The sequence below is a fragment of the Pseudomonas sp. Pseusp9 genome (assembly GCF_059491265.1).
Window position 1 is genome coordinate 3,991,107 of the sequence record NZ_CP168500.1, and the last position, 14,797, is coordinate 4,005,903.

Annotated in this window: 15 protein-coding genes; 6 read left to right on the top strand and 9 right to left on the bottom strand. The window is 60.5% G+C overall.

Annotated elements, in window-relative coordinates:
• Window positions 1-13: 13 nt before the first annotated feature.
• The gene (locus ACEN8E_RS17865) at window positions 14-862 is read right to left on the bottom strand and encodes a TauD/TfdA dioxygenase family protein (protein WP_495589241.1); all 849 of its coding nucleotides are present in this window, start codon (window positions 860-862) and stop codon (window positions 14-16) included.
• A 10-nt stretch (window positions 863-872) separates the two neighbouring features.
• Window positions 873-1,853, bottom strand: coding sequence for a quinone oxidoreductase family protein (locus tag ACEN8E_RS17870; protein ID WP_495589242.1), 981 nt, complete (start codon window positions 1,851-1,853; stop codon window positions 873-875).
• Between the two features lie 155 nt (window positions 1,854-2,008).
• Here ACEN8E_RS17870 and ACEN8E_RS17875 point away from each other — a divergent pair, with 155 nt between their 5' ends.
• Both ACEN8E_RS17875 and ACEN8E_RS17880 read left to right on the top strand, forming a co-directional pair.
• On the top strand, window positions 2,009-3,013 hold the full coding sequence (locus tag ACEN8E_RS17875) for an AraC family transcriptional regulator (protein ID WP_495589243.1): 1,005 nt from the start codon (window positions 2,009-2,011) through the stop codon (window positions 3,011-3,013).
• A 234-nt stretch (window positions 3,014-3,247) separates the two neighbouring features.
• Window positions 3,248-3,520 carry a DUF2790 domain-containing protein gene (locus ACEN8E_RS17880; protein WP_495589244.1) on the top strand — a complete coding sequence of 91 codons (273 nt, stop codon included), beginning with the start codon at window positions 3,248-3,250 and terminating at the stop codon, window positions 3,518-3,520.
• Between the two features lie 56 nt (window positions 3,521-3,576).
• Here ACEN8E_RS17880 and ACEN8E_RS17885 read toward each other — a convergent pair whose 3' ends face one another.
• The 5 genes from ACEN8E_RS17885 to ACEN8E_RS17905 form a co-directional block, all read right to left on the bottom strand.
• A complete protein-coding gene (locus ACEN8E_RS17885; protein WP_495589245.1) occupies window positions 3,577-4,509 on the bottom strand; it encodes a LysR family transcriptional regulator in 933 nt (310 codons plus the stop codon).
• A 64-nt stretch (window positions 4,510-4,573) separates the two neighbouring features.
• On the bottom strand, window positions 4,574-5,524 hold the full coding sequence (locus tag ACEN8E_RS17890) for an aldo/keto reductase (RefSeq protein ID WP_495589246.1): 951 nt from the start codon (window positions 5,522-5,524) through the stop codon (window positions 4,574-4,576).
• Window positions 5,525-5,548: 24 nt separating this feature from the next.
• On the bottom strand, window positions 5,549-7,027 hold the full coding sequence (locus ACEN8E_RS17895) for an efflux transporter outer membrane subunit (RefSeq protein WP_495589247.1): 1,479 nt from the start codon (window positions 7,025-7,027) through the stop codon (window positions 5,549-5,551).
• Between the two features lie 19 nt (window positions 7,028-7,046).
• Complete coding sequence (locus tag ACEN8E_RS17900) at window positions 7,047-8,543, bottom strand: DHA2 family efflux MFS transporter permease subunit (RefSeq protein ID WP_495589248.1); 1,497 nt, start codon at window positions 8,541-8,543, stop codon at window positions 7,047-7,049.
• Window positions 8,543-9,679, bottom strand: coding sequence for an HlyD family secretion protein (locus ACEN8E_RS17905; protein WP_495589249.1), 1,137 nt, complete (start codon window positions 9,677-9,679; stop codon window positions 8,543-8,545). Before ACEN8E_RS17905 ends, ACEN8E_RS17900 begins: the two co-directional genes overlap by 1 nt.
• 260 nt (window positions 9,680-9,939) lie before the next feature.
• On the opposite strand from ACEN8E_RS17905, the gene ACEN8E_RS17910 reads away from it, so the two are divergent.
• Both ACEN8E_RS17910 and mug read left to right on the top strand, forming a co-directional pair.
• Window positions 9,940-10,566 carry a TetR/AcrR family transcriptional regulator gene (locus ACEN8E_RS17910; protein ID WP_495589250.1) on the top strand — a complete coding sequence of 209 codons (627 nt, stop codon included), beginning with the start codon at window positions 9,940-9,942 and terminating at the stop codon, window positions 10,564-10,566.
• Window positions 10,559-11,080: a G/U mismatch-specific DNA glycosylase gene (mug, locus tag ACEN8E_RS17915; protein WP_495589251.1), complete on the top strand. Its 522-nt coding sequence runs from the start codon at window positions 10,559-10,561 to the stop codon at window positions 11,078-11,080. The genes ACEN8E_RS17910 and mug overlap by 8 nt, the downstream gene beginning before the upstream one ends.
• Window positions 11,081-11,232: 152 nt before the next feature.
• Here mug and ACEN8E_RS17920 read toward each other — a convergent pair whose 3' ends face one another.
• Window positions 11,233-12,315, bottom strand: coding sequence for a sterol desaturase family protein (locus tag ACEN8E_RS17920; RefSeq protein WP_495589252.1), 1,083 nt, complete (start codon window positions 12,313-12,315; stop codon window positions 11,233-11,235).
• A 77-nt stretch (window positions 12,316-12,392) separates the two neighbouring features.
• Window positions 12,393-13,055, bottom strand: a complete 663-nt coding sequence (locus ACEN8E_RS17925) for a hypothetical protein (protein ID WP_495589253.1) — start codon at window positions 13,053-13,055, stop codon at window positions 12,393-12,395.
• Between the two features lie 151 nt (window positions 13,056-13,206).
• Here ACEN8E_RS17925 and ACEN8E_RS17930 point away from each other — a divergent pair, with 151 nt between their 5' ends.
• The gene (locus ACEN8E_RS17930; RefSeq protein WP_495589254.1) at window positions 13,207-13,578 is read left to right on the top strand and encodes a DUF3302 domain-containing protein; all 372 of its coding nucleotides are present in this window, start codon (window positions 13,207-13,209) and stop codon (window positions 13,576-13,578) included.
• Window positions 13,579-13,581: 3 nt separating this feature from the next.
• Window positions 13,582-14,541: an HlyD family secretion protein gene (locus tag ACEN8E_RS17935; protein ID WP_495589255.1), complete on the top strand. Its 960-nt coding sequence runs from the start codon at window positions 13,582-13,584 to the stop codon at window positions 14,539-14,541.
• Window positions 14,542-14,797 lie beyond the last annotated feature (256 nt).

Sequence of the window (14,797 nt, forward strand, 5' to 3'; positions counted from 1 at the left end):
TGCGCTTTCCCGCTCAATAAGGCCGGTCACCGATGATCGTGGCGCGGTCCATCCTGCGATGGCACGGCGGGTAATCCATCACGGCGTAATGCTGGGTGCTGCGGTTGTCCCAGATGGCCATGCTGTTTTTCTTCCAGCGCCAGCGCACTTGATATTCAGGTATGTATGCCTGGCTGATCAGGTACTGCAGCAGGTCGCCACCGGCCTGGTTGCAGTCCTGTCCGAAGCGCACGCGTTCCTTGGTGTGGTAGTTCACGAAGTGCGTCGCGAAGGCATTGACGAACAGGACCTTTTCGCCGGTTTCAGGGTGGGTGCGCACGACCGGATGCTCCGCGTCCGGAAACTGCGCCTTCAACGCATGGCGCTTTTCACGCGGCATCGCAGCGCCGAAACTCGACTGGATGCTATGGCTGGCAATCAGCTCGGTGATCTGCGTCTTGACCTGATCCGGCAGGTTGTCGTACGCCAAAACCATGTTGGCCCACACCGTGTCACCGCCGACTGGCGGGCACTCCACGCAGCGCAGCACGCCCCCCATGGGTGGCGCCTCGCGCCAGGTCGCGTCGGTATGCCAGGTGTTTTCATAGCGATCGAGCGGGACGTCCGGGCGTTTGTAGATCTGCACCAGACCGGGCGCCTCGGGGTCGGTTGGCGCTACGGGGTGGTCCTCCAGCTCACCAAAGCGGCGGGCAAAGCCCGCATGCTCAGCCCTCGTTATGTCCTGGTCACGCACAAACAGCACCCGATGCCTGATCAACGCCTCGCGGATAAGCCTGAACAAGCCATCGTCGTGGATGGCGTCGGCGACATTGACACCGGTGAGCTCGGCGCCGATGGAACAGGTCAGTGGTTCAACTCGCATGACGACCTCCTCAAATCACAAAAATCGAGGAGCCCGTGGTTTTGCGCGCTTCCAGATCCCGATGGGCCTGCACAGCATCCTGTAGCGCGTAACGCTGATTGATCGGAATGTTGATGCGACCGGCTGCAACATGGCCGAAGAGTTCCGCAGCGAGTGCCGCCTTTTCAACCGGGTCGATGATGTAATCGGCCAGTGCCGGACGGGTCAGGAACGGGGAACCCTTGGTGGCAAGGATCTGCGGATCAAAGCCTGACACCGGGCCGGAAGCGAAGCCCAGGCAAACGATCAGCCCGCGCCGCTTGACCGAATTCAAAGAGGCCTCGAAGGTGTCTTTACCCACACTGTCGAGCACCACGTTTACGCCAACGCCATCGGTCAATTCGCGGACCCGCGCGGCCACATCTTCGTGGCTGTAGTTGATCGTATGGTCGCAGCCATGGGCCCGCGCAACCTCGGCCTTGGCCTCGCTCGATACGGTGCCGATAACAGTCACGCCCAGTAGCTTGGCCCACTGCGACACGATCAGTCCGACACCGCCAGCCGCAGCATGCATAAGGAGGGTGTCGCCCGGCTTGAAGTCATGGATGCGACGCATCAGATAGGACGACGTCAGCCCGCGCATGGTCATCCCCGCTGCCGTTTCACACGAAATGGCATCGGGCAGCTTGATCAAGGGTGCCGCGGGTATCAGGCGCTCGGTGCTATAGGCACCCAAGGTGTTGAGAAAGCCGGTATAGGTCACACGGTCGCCGACCGCAACATTGCTCACGCCTTCGCCGACGGCCTGGACTACGCCTGCGCCCTCCACGCCCATGCCGGCGGGAAGCGGCATCGGGTACAACCCCGAGCGGAAATAAGTGTCGGCAAAGTTCAGACCCACGGCTTCATGACGCAATCGAACTTGCCCGGGACCAGGATCGCCAACGTCCATTTCTTCCCAACGAAGAACTTCCGGACCACCTGTTTCATTCATACGAATAACATGTGCCAATTTGATTCTCCTTGAACACGAAAGTGTGATCGGTGGCGCCAGCTATCAGTGTGGTTAGCTCCACTCGTAGAAAAAGTATCCGTGAACGTCCGTTGGCGAATTTGACATTCTGGGGTGTTTTTTTTACATTTCGTGGCACAAAAAATGGAGCCCTTATGCCGAGTTTTCTTAGAAGTTCAAGCCTGACGAATTTTATCGAGGTTGCTCTGGCCGCCGGACTCGATCCCTATCGGCAATTGCGCAAGGCAGGTATCAGCTATTCGGCCTTGATGGACCCGAGCATCATGGTCCCGGCGAAATCGATCATGCATTTGCTGGAAGACTCGGCACTTGCCGCAGGGATCGAAGACTTTGGCCTGCGCATGGGCGAAACCCGTCAGTTGGAAAACCTCGGTCCCCTGGCCATTGCCCTGCGTGAGGAGCAGACGCTGCGCAAAGCCTGGCAATCGCTGACGCGTCGCCTCGGGCTGACTAACGGATCAATGGTCCTGCGCATTGAAGAAGCGAACGGCGTGGCGATTTTCAGGCAAGAAGTCACGGACAATATGGGGGGCTCCGTGCGCCAGGGGACAGAGCTCGTCACCTGCGTGATTTTCCGGACAATGAAACAGCTGCTGGGTCCTGCCTGGACGCCTCTGAGTGTCTGTTTCACGCACCCTGCGCCAGCCAACCAGGCGAAGCACCGCCATGTGTTTGGTACATCGGTGCGGTTCAATCATGAATTCGACGGCATTGTCTTGGCCACCGCCGATCTGGATACAACGATCCAGTCGTATGACCCATTGATTGCGCGGCACGCACGGGAATTTCTCGATGCAAAACTGGCACAGTCTGACGTCACGATGCCCGACAAGGTCAGGAAACTGATCTTCGCGCTGTTGCCCACGGGCGAGTGCGTAGCCGAAAAAGTGGCCCAGCAGCTTGGTGTGGACCGCAAGACCATGTATCGCCATCTCGCCCACCACGACCAGAGTTACTCATCCATTGTCGATGACGTGCGGATCGATCTGGTGAACCGCTATGTCGTGAACCGCGAGCGATCGCTTTCAGAAATAGCGATTCTCCTGGGCTTCTCTTCCTTGAGTGCCTTTTCGAGATGGTTCTCGGGTCGCTTTGGTTGCAGCGTGTCGACATGGCGTCGCGAGAAGCAACGATCGTAGTCCGGTGCGTCTTCAAAACCAGAGGCAGCACCCGGTGGATTGACCGATCGTCTCAACGAATCCCCCTCGATTCATGAGCAATCCGGCAACAGTGTTTATCCCGCCGACCGATATTTGCGCCCCCACCAAACGCCTAATATCGGCTCTACCCAAGTGAGCAAACCCAGTCGGGCACAGCTTCCTCACGCGGTAAAAACCTTTGCACGACAACGCTTCAACCACGAGGTGAACTTCATGAAACTGCTGAAAATCGCACTCTTGCTAACGCTTGGCACCGCCGGCACCCAGGCCTTTGCAGACGACAGCCACTCGACTGCCGCCACCGGCCAATCACCGGTTGAAACCTACACATACGGCACAAACCTTGATATCAAGCGCGTCATCGAAGTGTCGGAAATCGCCAATGAATGTGCTCCGGTCCCGGCGCGCATGACCTATGAAGATTCCCAAGGCCAGCGCCACACCCTTGAATACCAGGTGATGGGCAGCGGATGCTCGAACGGTTGAGCACTGTATGGACGATGGAGGGTCGACACTCCATGCCTGCAGCGCCAGCCACATCGCTACACAGATGCACCCACAATTTTTTCATCAGACGCCAGTAACCCCGGAATGGAATGCTTCAGGAATTCCACCCAGGTTTTGATCTTTGCATCCACGAACTTGCGTGACGGGTAGATCGCAAACAGGTTCAACTCTTCAAGCCGATACTCCGGCAATACGCGCACCAAAGTCCCCGCCCGCAGGCCCTCGACGGCTGTAGCAATCGGCTGAATGCCAATCCCCATCCCGTTCTTGATCGCGAATGTCATGGCGTCAGCCGTGTTGACGTGAAAGGGAGACACAGGCGTGCTGAACGTTTCCGCCCCAAGCGGGCCTTCAAATACCCAGTTCTCGGCCGGCATGACCGTGTTGACGATGCGCAGGCAATCATGGCCGTCGAGTTCACTCGGCGACCCGGGAATCCCGCGTTCGCTCAGGTACCCCGGCGAAGCGCAGAGAATGCTGTAGGTAATGCCCAACCGCTGGGCGACAAACCCGGAATCGGGCAGGTCCCGCGCCAACACGATCGACATGTCATAGCCCTCCTCCAGCAGGTCCGGCAGCCGATTGGTCACGGTCAGGTCAAACAGCACCGAAGGATAGGTTTCCCGGTAGCGGGCAATGGCGCCGATCACGTAATGGTTGCCAATGGCCGACATGGCATGGATTTTCAGCCGGCCGGCGGGCATGACCTGAGCCGTGCCCGCCTCTGCATCGGCCTCGCGTACTTCCTGCAGAATTCGCTCGCAGCGCTGCAAATAACGCACACCGGCTTCGGTCAATGCCAGGCGTCTGGTCGTCCGGTTGATCAGCCGCGTCTGCAGCCTGGCCTCCAGGCTGGAAACGGCTTTGGAAACGTTGGTCGTGGTGGTGTCCAGCATCGCGGCCGCCGCGGTGAAGCTGCCGCTTTGGGCGACTGCCACGAAACACCGCAGGGTCTGGAAAACATCCATCGTTTTCACCTCAAGGAAAAAGCCAACAGGACGGCCCCGTGACGGACCGCCCCGGCGTCAGGCACTACGGCTTGCGCGCAATGAACCCGGGGACACCGGTTTCAACCACCGAATTGAAGCGTATACGGGTGGTGATGTCTTGTTGAATCTCGATCATGGCCCTGTGCGGCAAGGTCGAGATATCGATATTTTCCCGGATATGACTCGGCGTTGCCGAAGTGGTCAGGAACGCCACCCCACGTTGTACCGACCAGGCCAGTGCCACCTGCGCCGGTGTTTTCTGCAGGCGCCGGGCGATGCCGGTGATCACCGGGTCCTGCAATACATTCGGCTGCATGCCATGCCCCAGTGGGGCAAACGCCAGCACGATAATCCCGTGCTCTTTGCAAAACTCGAGCAACTCCCACTCCGGCAGATAAGGATGGGACTCGACCTGCACCACGGCAGGTTTTATCCGGGCGACGGCGACAATCGCCTTCAGCGCGTCCAGTGTGATATCGGACAGGCCGATGGACCGTGCCCGCCCCTCATCCACCAGACGCTCAAGCGCCCGCCACGTCTCGATCAATGTCACGCCGTTGTCGTAGATGACGTTGCCCTGCCCGTCCCTCGGGTCCTGGTTTTCGCCGGGTTGAAAAGCAAACGGCGTGTGGATCAGGTAGCAGTCGATGTAGTCCACTTGCAGGCGTTGGCAACTGGCTTCGAACGCAGGTTTGACGCGCTCGGGACGGTGGTTGGTATTCCACAGTTTGGTGGTGATGAACAGTTCCTCGCGCCGGACTTTGCCGGCCTCCTGCATCTCCTTCAGCGCTACACCAACCTGCGCTTCGTTGCGATAGCGCTCGGCACAATCGAAATGGCGGAAACCGGCGGCCAGCGCTTCCTTCACCGCTTCGGTCGTGGTGGCGAGATCGCGGAACAAGGTACCGAATCCAACCGCCGGCATCTCGACCGTCCCGTGGTTGAGCGCAAACCGGGTATCGCGCAGGCCGTCGTGAAAGGCTTCATAGGTCATGTGGTTTACTCCAGGCCGCAGCCATTATTGATACGAAGGTTTCTGCCCGTCGCCAGAGGCAACGCGTTGCTCGAAGGCACCGACCGAATTGCCGCCCAGCGCAATGAACAACTGCACGGTGTCGAGGTACTGCGCGGTTTTCACGCGGATCTGTCCCAGCAGTGCCTGTTCATAGGCACGCTCCGCTTCGAGGACTTGGAGAATGCTGTTTTCGCCTTGGGCAAAGGCCTGCTGGTTCAACTGCACACTGGTTTCGGCCGCACGCAAGGCATCGGCCTGGGCGAGGTTTTCCTCGGCGTCATGGTTGATCGCCTGCAAGGTGTCGGCGACCTGCCCGAACGAGGTAATGACCGTCTGCTGGTAACCGGCGAGCGTCGCCTTGTAACCGTCGACGGCTGCCTGCCGTTGCGCCTTGAGCGTTCCGCCATCGAAGAGCGGTCCGGCCAGCCCGGCAGCGAACCCCCAGAGTGCCGCGCCGCCATTGCCGGAAGCCGCCTGAGCCAAGGACGCCGACAGCGTGACGTGGGGATAGAGGTTCGCCGTCGCCACCCCCACTGCTGCGCTGGCCATGTGCAGTTGCGCTTCGGCTTGCAGCACATCCGGCCGGTCGTGGGCCATTTCCGAAGGCAGGCTCACCGGCATGTTCGACGGCAGGACAAACTCGCCGAGGTCGAAGTCGGGAGCGGTCCAGTCCGCCGGCCCCTTACCCGTCAGAATCGACAGCGCATGACGTGCGGCGTCACGCTGTTGAGCGAGGGGCGGCAGCAACGTGCGGTCCTGTGCCAGCCGTGTCTCGGCCAGCGATACATCGATCTGCGTGGTGCTGCCATTGAGGTGGGCCATGCGCACCAGCTCAAGGTTCCTCGTGTCATTGGCCAGCAGCTTTTCCACGGCCTGGATCTGCGCATTGGCGGAGGCCACCAGCAACGCCTGGCTGGCGACGTTGCCGGTCAGGGTCAGGTAGGCCGCTTCGTACCGGTGTTCTTGCAGCTCGGCAAACGCCTGCTGCTGCTCGACCAATCGCTGGTTGCCGCCGAACACATCAAGGTCGAAACCCACCCGGGGTCCAATCGCATAGAAGTTGGAGACCGAGGGCTCCTTGGCGTTGTGTACCCGCTGACGGCCGGCCACGGCGCCGAAATCGACCTGCGGATAGAGCGCACCCTGCGCCGCCGCGACAGAAGAAGCGGCTTGCCGGATCGTGGCATCGGCCGCCACCAGGTCCAGGTTGCCGTCGATGGCGCGACGAACCACGTGATCGAGCTTCGGCGAGCGAAAGGCAGACCACCAATCGCCGCTGACCTTCCTGCCGAGGTCGATCCGTGGGGCGGCACCCTGGGCCAGACGTTGCTCGGCTTGTGGGTCATAGTGCTGCGATGTACTCGCCGCCGGTACTTCATGGTCCGGGCCAACGGTGCAGGCCGTCAGCAATACCAGCACCGACAACGCCGCGAGCTTCGTTTGTATCCAGTAGCGGTTGATGACCAGCGCACAGGATTTCATTTGGCAGACTCCACGAAAACTAATTGGCCGCAACGGGCTTGCGAAGAAACAACACCAGCGGGCTCACCACCAGCATCACCACCATCAGGATCTTGAACTGGTCGATCACGGCGATGAACGCGGCCTGGCCGGTGATCATTTCATTGAGCCCGCCCAGCAACTGCAACGGCGCCGAAGCCAGCGAATGCGCAGCGGCGCGGTACGGCGTCAGGTTGCTGGCCAGCGCCATGTGCATCGCCTGGGTGTTGTTGAAGAAGAACAGCTGCACGATCGCCACCCCCAACGTGCTGCCGTAGACACGGGCCAGATTGAACAGGCCAGTGCCTTCGGGGCGCAGCGTGGGGTCGAGCGTGCTGAACGCGACCTTGCTCACCGCCGGCATCAGGATGCCCAGCCCCGCGCCCTGGATCGCACCGGCGACCGCCACCGGCCACTCGTCCATCAGCGGCGAATAACCGAGCATCAGCCAGTTGGCATAAATCGCCAGGGCGACACCGGCCGCCACGAACAGGCGCCGGTCGAAGCGCTCGGGCAACCGCCCCATCAGCACAAAGGCGCCGACCAGGCCGATGCCACGTGGAATCGTCAGGGCGCCAGTGATGTCCGGCGGGTAACCGAGAATTTCGTCGAGCATCGGCGAGGTCAGGGCCATGGTCGACAACAGCACGAAACCGAGGGCGAAAAAGATCACCGTCGACAACACGAAGTTGCGGTCCTTGAGCAGGCGCTTGTTGAGGAAGTGCACGTTCGAGGTCAGCACATGCACCACGAACAGGTAGATCCCCAGTGCCGACGCCACGGCTTCGAGCCAGATTTCAGGCGCGGCGAACCAGTCCAGCCGCTCACCGCGGTCGAGCAGCATTTGCAGGCTGATCAAGCCGAGGGTGAAGGTGCCGAAGCCGAAGAAATCGAACGCTGGAGCTTTCTCGGCTTTCTTCTCGGTCAACAACAGTGCCGCCACCAGGAAAATGAACGCCGACAGTGGCACGCTGAGATAGAACATCGGCCGCCAGCCAAAATGTTCGGCGATCCAGCCACCGATACTCGGGCCACTGACGATGCCGAACAGCACGATGGCGGTCCAGCTCGCGGCAAATTTTGCCCGCTTGTCCTGCGCCAGGGTTTCCGTGGCAATCGCCATCGACAGCGGTGCCAACAGGCCACTGGCAATGCCTTGAATGATGCGCGCCCCCACGAACTCCAGCGGCGTCGTCGCTGCCGTGGCGAGCAACAAGCCAAGGACGAACAACACCAACGCCGCCTGATACACCCGCTTCAAGCCAAAGCGTGCGGCCAGCCACTGCGCGAGCGGCATGCTGATTGCACTCGCAGCCAGGTACGAAGTGAAAATCCACCCGGCCTGATCGTCGCTCATCGACAGGCTGCCCTGGATCAACCTGAGTGCCGCGTTCGGCAGCGGCAGGTTTGCCGACTGCATATAAGTCGCCAGCAAGGCGGCGAACCTGAGCGAACGCGCACCCTCCCCTCCGGGGCTTACCATCGGTTGGGTGTTCATCAGAAGTTACCTGCGGTCAGCAATGCCTTGAGCGGATGCCACCACGGGCTGCGAAACCGGGTGTCGATCCGCACCGTGGCGCTGGTCCCGGAGAACAGCGGCAGCGCCGGGTCCACTTCGTCGAGCTCAAGCCGCACCGGCACCCGCTGCGTCACCTTGACCCAGTTGCCGGTGGCATTCTCCGGTGGCAGCAGCGCGAAGTCCGACCCGGCCCCCGGGCTCATGCTGGTGACGTGGGCCTTGAACACACGATCCGGGTAGGTGTCGATGCGGATGGTGGCTTCCTGGCCCGGGCGCATGTGGGTCACGTCGGTTTCGCGGAAGTTCGCCTCGATCCAGATCTCGTGACCGGACAACAAGACAAAGGCCGGCGCGCCGTTGTTCACGTAGTTGCCCACCTGCAGGTCGTCGACCTTGGCCACGGTGCCATCCTGCGGCGCATACACCGTGGTGTACGAGAGGTACAACTGCGCCTCGTCGAGCTGCGCCCTGGCCTCGCGAACCGTCGGATGGCTATCGGCATCGATGTCCGGATTGCCGTTCAAGGCCACCACGGTGCTGGCGATCTGTTGTTCGATGGACGCGATCCGTTGCCGCGCCACTTTCACGTCGGTGTCGGCACGTTCGTAAATCGATTTCGAAACGAACTCGGACGCGACCAGTGCTTTCTTGCGGGCAAAATCCTTTTGGTCGAAATCGGCCGACGCTTTCGCCGACTGCAGTTCCGCCTGTTGCTGCTGATAGCTGGCCTTGAGCCCGTCGATACGCAGCCGCGCCACGCTCAGTTGTGCCTGTGCGCGGTCGACGGCGATCTGGAACGGTTTCGGGTCGATCCGGAACAGCACCTGGCCCTTGTGCACCTGCTGGTTGTCTTCGACGGCGATGTCCACCACTTGCCCGGAGATCCGCGCATTGATTGACGCCTTCGCCACCCGGGCGTAAGCGTTATCGGTCGAAACATAAGCCTGCCCCGACACGTAATGGGCATAGCCCAGCGCCACGAAGAGAACGGGAACACCCACCATCAGCCAGGGACGTAATTTCTGTTTCAGCGGTTTCTGGGTGGGCACGCCGGCCGGGTTGGGGCCAGGCTGTCCGAAGGTCTGTGAAGCCGGGATATCGAACGCTTTGGTCATGGTCGGGTACGCCTTTGGCCGGGTAATCGGGCAGGCGTCGGCAGCAAGCGCCGACGGCCCGCAAGTCAATAAATGCTGGAAACAAGCAAGCCCGTGCGCGGCCAGGAGGATCGCTCCCGCCGCGTCGGTTTCGTCGCCGCAACACTCAGTTTGCGCTCGGCTACAACAAACCCTGGCTCAAGGAATTTCTGATTCCTTAATTTTGTGCGATGGTGTAAGAATATCCCTCGACCCACCTCCCCACAAGGATTTTGTACGACATGGCACAAAATAAATCGACAGAGGGCAAAGGCCGTGGCCGCCCTCGGGCATACGACCCGCAGACAGCGTTGCAGCAAGCACTCGGGGTGTTCTGGAACACTGGCTATTCCGGCGCGTCGCTCGACAGCATCGCCACCGCCGCCGGCATGAATCGCCCCAGCCTCTATGCGGCATTCGGCGACAAGCACGCGCTCTATATCAGAGCGCTGGAGCAATATTGGGAATTTGCCGCGGCGTCCATGCACGAGGCGCTGACGGACCTGGAGCTGCCGTTGGCCGAGGCCTTGCAGCGTTTCTACGAGGGGCAGTTATCGATTTATTTTTCGGGCGATGGCCAGCCCCGTGGCTGCTTCGCCATAGGCACGGCAACCACCGAAGCCGTCGAGGACCCGGAGATTCGCGAGGTGCTGTCCGACCGCTTGAGCCGGCTGGATGCCGATCTGGAAGTTCGCCTGCAAGCGGCGAAAAATGCTGGCGAGTTGCAAGGCGATGCCGACCCTGCGGCCCTTGCCGTGCTCGCCTCGTCTCTGCTGCACAGCATTTCGATACGTGCCCGCGCCGGGAAATCCCGAGCCGAGCTGACGGAACTGACGCGCCAGGCGATCAGAGTGATCTGCGGTGGGTGAAAAACTCGAAGATATCCTCGCCGGGCAGTTGGCCGTGATCTTCTGCGGCATCAATCCCGGAATGACTGCCGCCGCCCAGGGGCATCATTTTGCCGGGCGCGGCAATCGCTTCTGGCGCACGCTGCATCTCGCCGGGTTTACCCCCGAGCAAGTGCGGCCGGAAAACGATCGGACGATCTTGCAGTACCAATGCGGATTGACCGCAGTGGTCGAACGGCCGACGGCCAGTGCGGATCAGTTGTCGTTGCACGAGTTCAGCGCCATCGCAGCAGGCTTCGAACAGAAAATCGCACGTCATGCGCCGCGTTTCGTCGCGTTTCTGGGCAAGGCGGCCTATTGCGCACTGTCCGGTCGGCGGGACATTGCCTGGGGCCTGCAACCGAAAACCTTCGGCAACGCTTCAGTCTGGATCCTGCCCAACCCCAGCGGCAGAAATCGTGGGTTCAGCCTGGAGCAACTGGTCACGGCGTACCGCGAACTGCGCCTGGCCGTCGACGAAAACCGGCCGGGGTAATCACCCCGGTGGAATCGTCGCGAGCACACCGATCAGAATGGTCAACAGCAAAAAGCCGCCGAGAAAAATCGTCATCTTGGCCATAGGGCCTCCCACACTATGAATTGGCGGTACAGGGGCGTCTTGCGCTGCCCCAACGGCGTACCGAAGACTTATTGTGGGCTGGCGGCTGTATTCGTTACAGAGGCAGATCGCCCTGAAAAATACGGATCAGATTCGCTTTCAGGTTGTATTTCCGGGCGTTTTGCCGGGAAGAGTTTACGGGCGACGTCCACAAACGGCGTGACGATCAGACCCTGCATCGTCAGGTAACGCTCGTGATCCTGCTCACCGGTGCCGAAGTGAAGGGTCTCGGGCCTGGACTGCGTGACGTAGAGCGTGCCGAACATCCAGTCCCACAGCGACAGGTTGATGCCGAAGTTCTTGTTGAAGTGTCGCGGCGCATCACTGTGATGAATCTGGTGTTGCGCCGGGCTGCTCAGCACCCGCTCAAGCACCGGCCCGAAGGAAAACCAGACATGGCTGTGGCGCAGGTTGGCCGCCAGGCTATTGAAGATGAACACCATGTACGTCACGCCAAATAGCGTATAGCGGCTGATCTCCCCGCCGCAGGCGTACCAGAAGACTCCGGCAAACGCGCTTACACAGACGATGTCGGTGAGCTTTTCCACCACCTCTTCCAGAAAGTGCACCCGGCTGGCCGTCGCCGGCACCAGCACGGGCGCCGAATGATGGACTTTGTGGAAAGCCCACAGATAGCGCGAATGAAAAGCGCGATGGCCCCAGTAATGGCTGAAATCCTTGACCAGGAAAACGCCCAGCCCATAAAGCAGGGTCAGCGCCAGGTTCTCCTCCACTTGCGTGCGCGCACCCCACAGGTTGGTGAAGAACGCGATGTAGTCCGCTGAACGCAAGACGTACGGGTCGACCAGGCCGACGATGGGCAGCACCAGGACAACCTTGAGGACGGCGAGAACAAAGTAGTAGCGGTAGTCGAGCAGCGCCGAGCGATGCAGATACACACGGCAGCCGCCGATGAACTGCCCGAATGAGCGCGCGTCGGTCAGGCCCCGGGATTTGCGCCAGCGAAACAGGCCATAAGCGACGCCGTAAGACATGCAGAGAAAGGATAGACCGAGCCGACCGTTGAAGTCGAAAATGCCCAGGAACTGCCCGGTGACCGGTTCGATCACCCACTTGAGTATATGAAGATGGATAGTGGCAAGAACATCCATACCAGACTGCCCGACAAAAATGGAAGGGCAATAGTAAATGAGAATGAGTCTTTAGTGTGTTGAATTATGCCCAGCGGTTATCCACCCAGCGCAATGATTGCAAGGATCAGCACGGCCCCCGTGGCGGCCATGATCACCCCGCCCTGCCATTGCGTGGCGCCTGCGTATCTGGCGAGCATCCAGCCTGCGATGAACAGCACCACGAGCCCGATCAGGTTGGACAGGCGAATGGCGAGTGCAGTCTGGTCGAGCAGTATGAACGGCACCACCAGCGGAAATGTCGAGCACACCACCAACAGGAAAACACCGAGAGCCCCCTTGAAGTCGTTCCAGCCAAGACCGGCCCTGATCGGCAAGGGGGGCTGCTCGAGCAGCCGACGACGCAACAATTCCAGGCCCTCGCTACCGGCCGCCGTCGCGAATTGCATCGGCAACACTTGCGCAACGAGTGCCTGACCGGCCTCGGCGTCCGTGCCATTGCGCAGGTCGAGGTACAGCTTGATCCGGCGCGTGCGCTCGACCAGTGCGCGCAACAGATACATGATCGCATCGGCCAGTCCCCAGGCGAGATTGCATCCGAGCGCGGCAATCATCATCGTGCGTTCGGCCGCCTGGTCTGCCGTGGACACGCTGATGGTACCGGTGAACGTCATGGCCATCAGCAGGCCGAAGATCACCTCGGTAATGCGCTCGACAGGGTCAAGTACAGGCGCCCTTTCGAATTGACCATTGGTTTGCATGAATTCACCTCGCCAGGATCTGTCGGCACGATATCGGTCAACGCTGCGTCCAGGCACCGAGTGTTCAAGTTGGATAGCCGCGTTTCCGTCAAGTGTAGATTGAACGGCTACACTCATGCGCACACGTCACCTGTTTCAAAAGGAGCGATTCATGCTTGATTACTTCGCGCTGGGCATACTGATATTTGTCGGGCTCGTCTTGTTCTACGGGATCATCGTGCTCCATGACATCCCCTATGAAATTTCCGTTCACCGCAACCACCCTCACCAGGATGCGATCCACGCCACCGGCTGGGTCAGCCTGTTCACCCTGCATGCGCTCTGGCCGTTCCTGTGGATCTGGGCGATGGCCTATCGAGAGGACCGGGGCTGGGGTTTCAGTGACGGACACTCAGCAAAAAGCCATGTGGTGCACCTCGAACAACAGGTCGCCGAACTGCAAGGGCGGATCGAGCGCCTCGAGGCGACAACGGGCACGGCACAGACCAGGCTGCCAACGGACAATCAAGGCGAGGGCCTCTGAGCCATGGATCTTTTACTCATTCTGACGTATGCCGCACTCTGCGTTGCCATCTTCAAGATCTTCCGCATCCCCCTGAACAAATGGACGGTACCCACGGCGGTACTGGGCGGGATCGTGATCATCGGCGCGCTGATTTTCACCATGAACTACAATCACCCCTACTCCGAGGTGGCGCGTACCTATTTCGTATCGGTGCCGGTGATACCCGTGGTCAGCGGCCAGGTGATCGACGTGCCGGTGAAATCCAACCAGCCCCTGGAAAAAGGCGATGTGCTGTTTACCATCGATCCCGCGCCTTTCGAATACCGGGTCAGATCCCTCAAGGCACAACTGATTTCCGCCCAGGCCGATCGCGCGCGGATCACCGAGTTGATGAAGCGCAACTTCGGCACCCAACGGGAACTGGACGTCGTGGTCGCTCGCAGTGATGACCTGAAGGCACAACTGGACAACGCGCAGTACGAACTCGACAACACCACGGTCCGTGCGCCGAGCAAAGGCTTCGTCACCCATGTTTCGCTGCGTCCGGGCATGATGGCGACCAAGTTGCCGCTGCGCCCCTCGATGGTCTTCATTCCTGACGAAGGGCACTACTTCGCCGCGTGGATGCGCCAGAACAGCCTGTTGCGCCTGACCGAGGGCGACGAAGCCGAAGTCGCCTTCGACGGCATTCCCGGGCGAGTGTTCGAAGGCAAGGTCAAAACCGTGGTTTCGGTCATCGCCGAAGGCCAGGTTCAACCTTCGGGCACGCTGATCGGCTTCACCGGTTCACCACCGGCCGGCCGGGTCCCGGTGATCATTGAAATCACCGACCCCGACTATGCCCAGTACAGCAGCCTGATGCCCGGCGGGTCTTATGGCCAGGCGGCGTTGTACAGTCAGCATTTCCATCACATCGCGATGATGCGCAAGATCCTTCTGCGCATGGCGGCATGGATGAACTACATCTTTCCGTTCCACTAACCCGGCAGCACCGGCACTGGTTCAATCCTTGAATTTGCAGGAGCGAGCTTGCTCGCGATGGACTCAAGAGCGCCGCGTTTATTCAGTAAACACGCGGCATCGTTGACGACCATCGCGAGCGAGCTCGCTCCTACAGGTCGCGGTGCTTTCGGTATCGGGAGTTGTTGAGTGTGGCAACGAGGTTCGGCGCTAGAGTATCCAGCCAAGCAGCAGATGAGAGGCAATCCACGGAGACGCCTGGGCCACCCCCCATGCC

Bases quoted from the DNA above. Each gene is read 5' to 3' on its own strand.
- ACEN8E_RS17935 (WP_495589255.1), top strand. From the start codon at position 13,582: ATGGATCTTTTACTCATTCTGACGTATGCCGCACTCTGCGTTGCCATC.
- ACEN8E_RS17925 (WP_495589253.1), bottom strand. From the start codon at position 13,055: ATGCAAACCAATGGTCAATTCGAAAGGGCGCCTGTACTTGACCCTGTC.
- ACEN8E_RS17885 (WP_495589245.1), bottom strand. From the start codon at position 4,509: ATGGATGTTTTCCAGACCCTGCGGTGTTTCGTGGCAGTCGCCCAAAGC.
- ACEN8E_RS17880 (WP_495589244.1), top strand. From the start codon at position 3,248: ATGAAACTGCTGAAAATCGCACTCTTGCTAACGCTTGGCACCGCCGGC.
- ACEN8E_RS17910 (WP_495589250.1), top strand. From the start codon at position 9,940: ATGGCACAAAATAAATCGACAGAGGGCAAAGGCCGTGGCCGCCCTCGG.
- ACEN8E_RS17865 (WP_495589241.1), bottom strand. From the start codon at position 862: ATGCGAGTTGAACCACTGACCTGTTCCATCGGCGCCGAGCTCACCGGT.
- ACEN8E_RS17920 (WP_495589252.1), bottom strand. From the start codon at position 12,315: ATGGATGTTCTTGCCACTATCCATCTTCATATACTCAAGTGGGTGATC.
- ACEN8E_RS17875 (WP_495589243.1), top strand. From the start codon at position 2,009: ATGCCGAGTTTTCTTAGAAGTTCAAGCCTGACGAATTTTATCGAGGTT.
- ACEN8E_RS17905 (WP_495589249.1), bottom strand. From the start codon at position 9,679: ATGACCAAAGCGTTCGATATCCCGGCTTCACAGACCTTCGGACAGCCT.
- ACEN8E_RS17900 (WP_495589248.1), bottom strand. From the start codon at position 8,543: ATGAACACCCAACCGATGGTAAGCCCCGGAGGGGAGGGTGCGCGTTCG.
- ACEN8E_RS17930 (WP_495589254.1), top strand. From the start codon at position 13,207: ATGCTTGATTACTTCGCGCTGGGCATACTGATATTTGTCGGGCTCGTC.
- ACEN8E_RS17895 (WP_495589247.1), bottom strand. From the start codon at position 7,027: ATGAAATCCTGTGCGCTGGTCATCAACCGCTACTGGATACAAACGAAG.
- ACEN8E_RS17890 (WP_495589246.1), bottom strand. From the start codon at position 5,524: ATGACCTATGAAGCCTTTCACGACGGCCTGCGCGATACCCGGTTTGCG.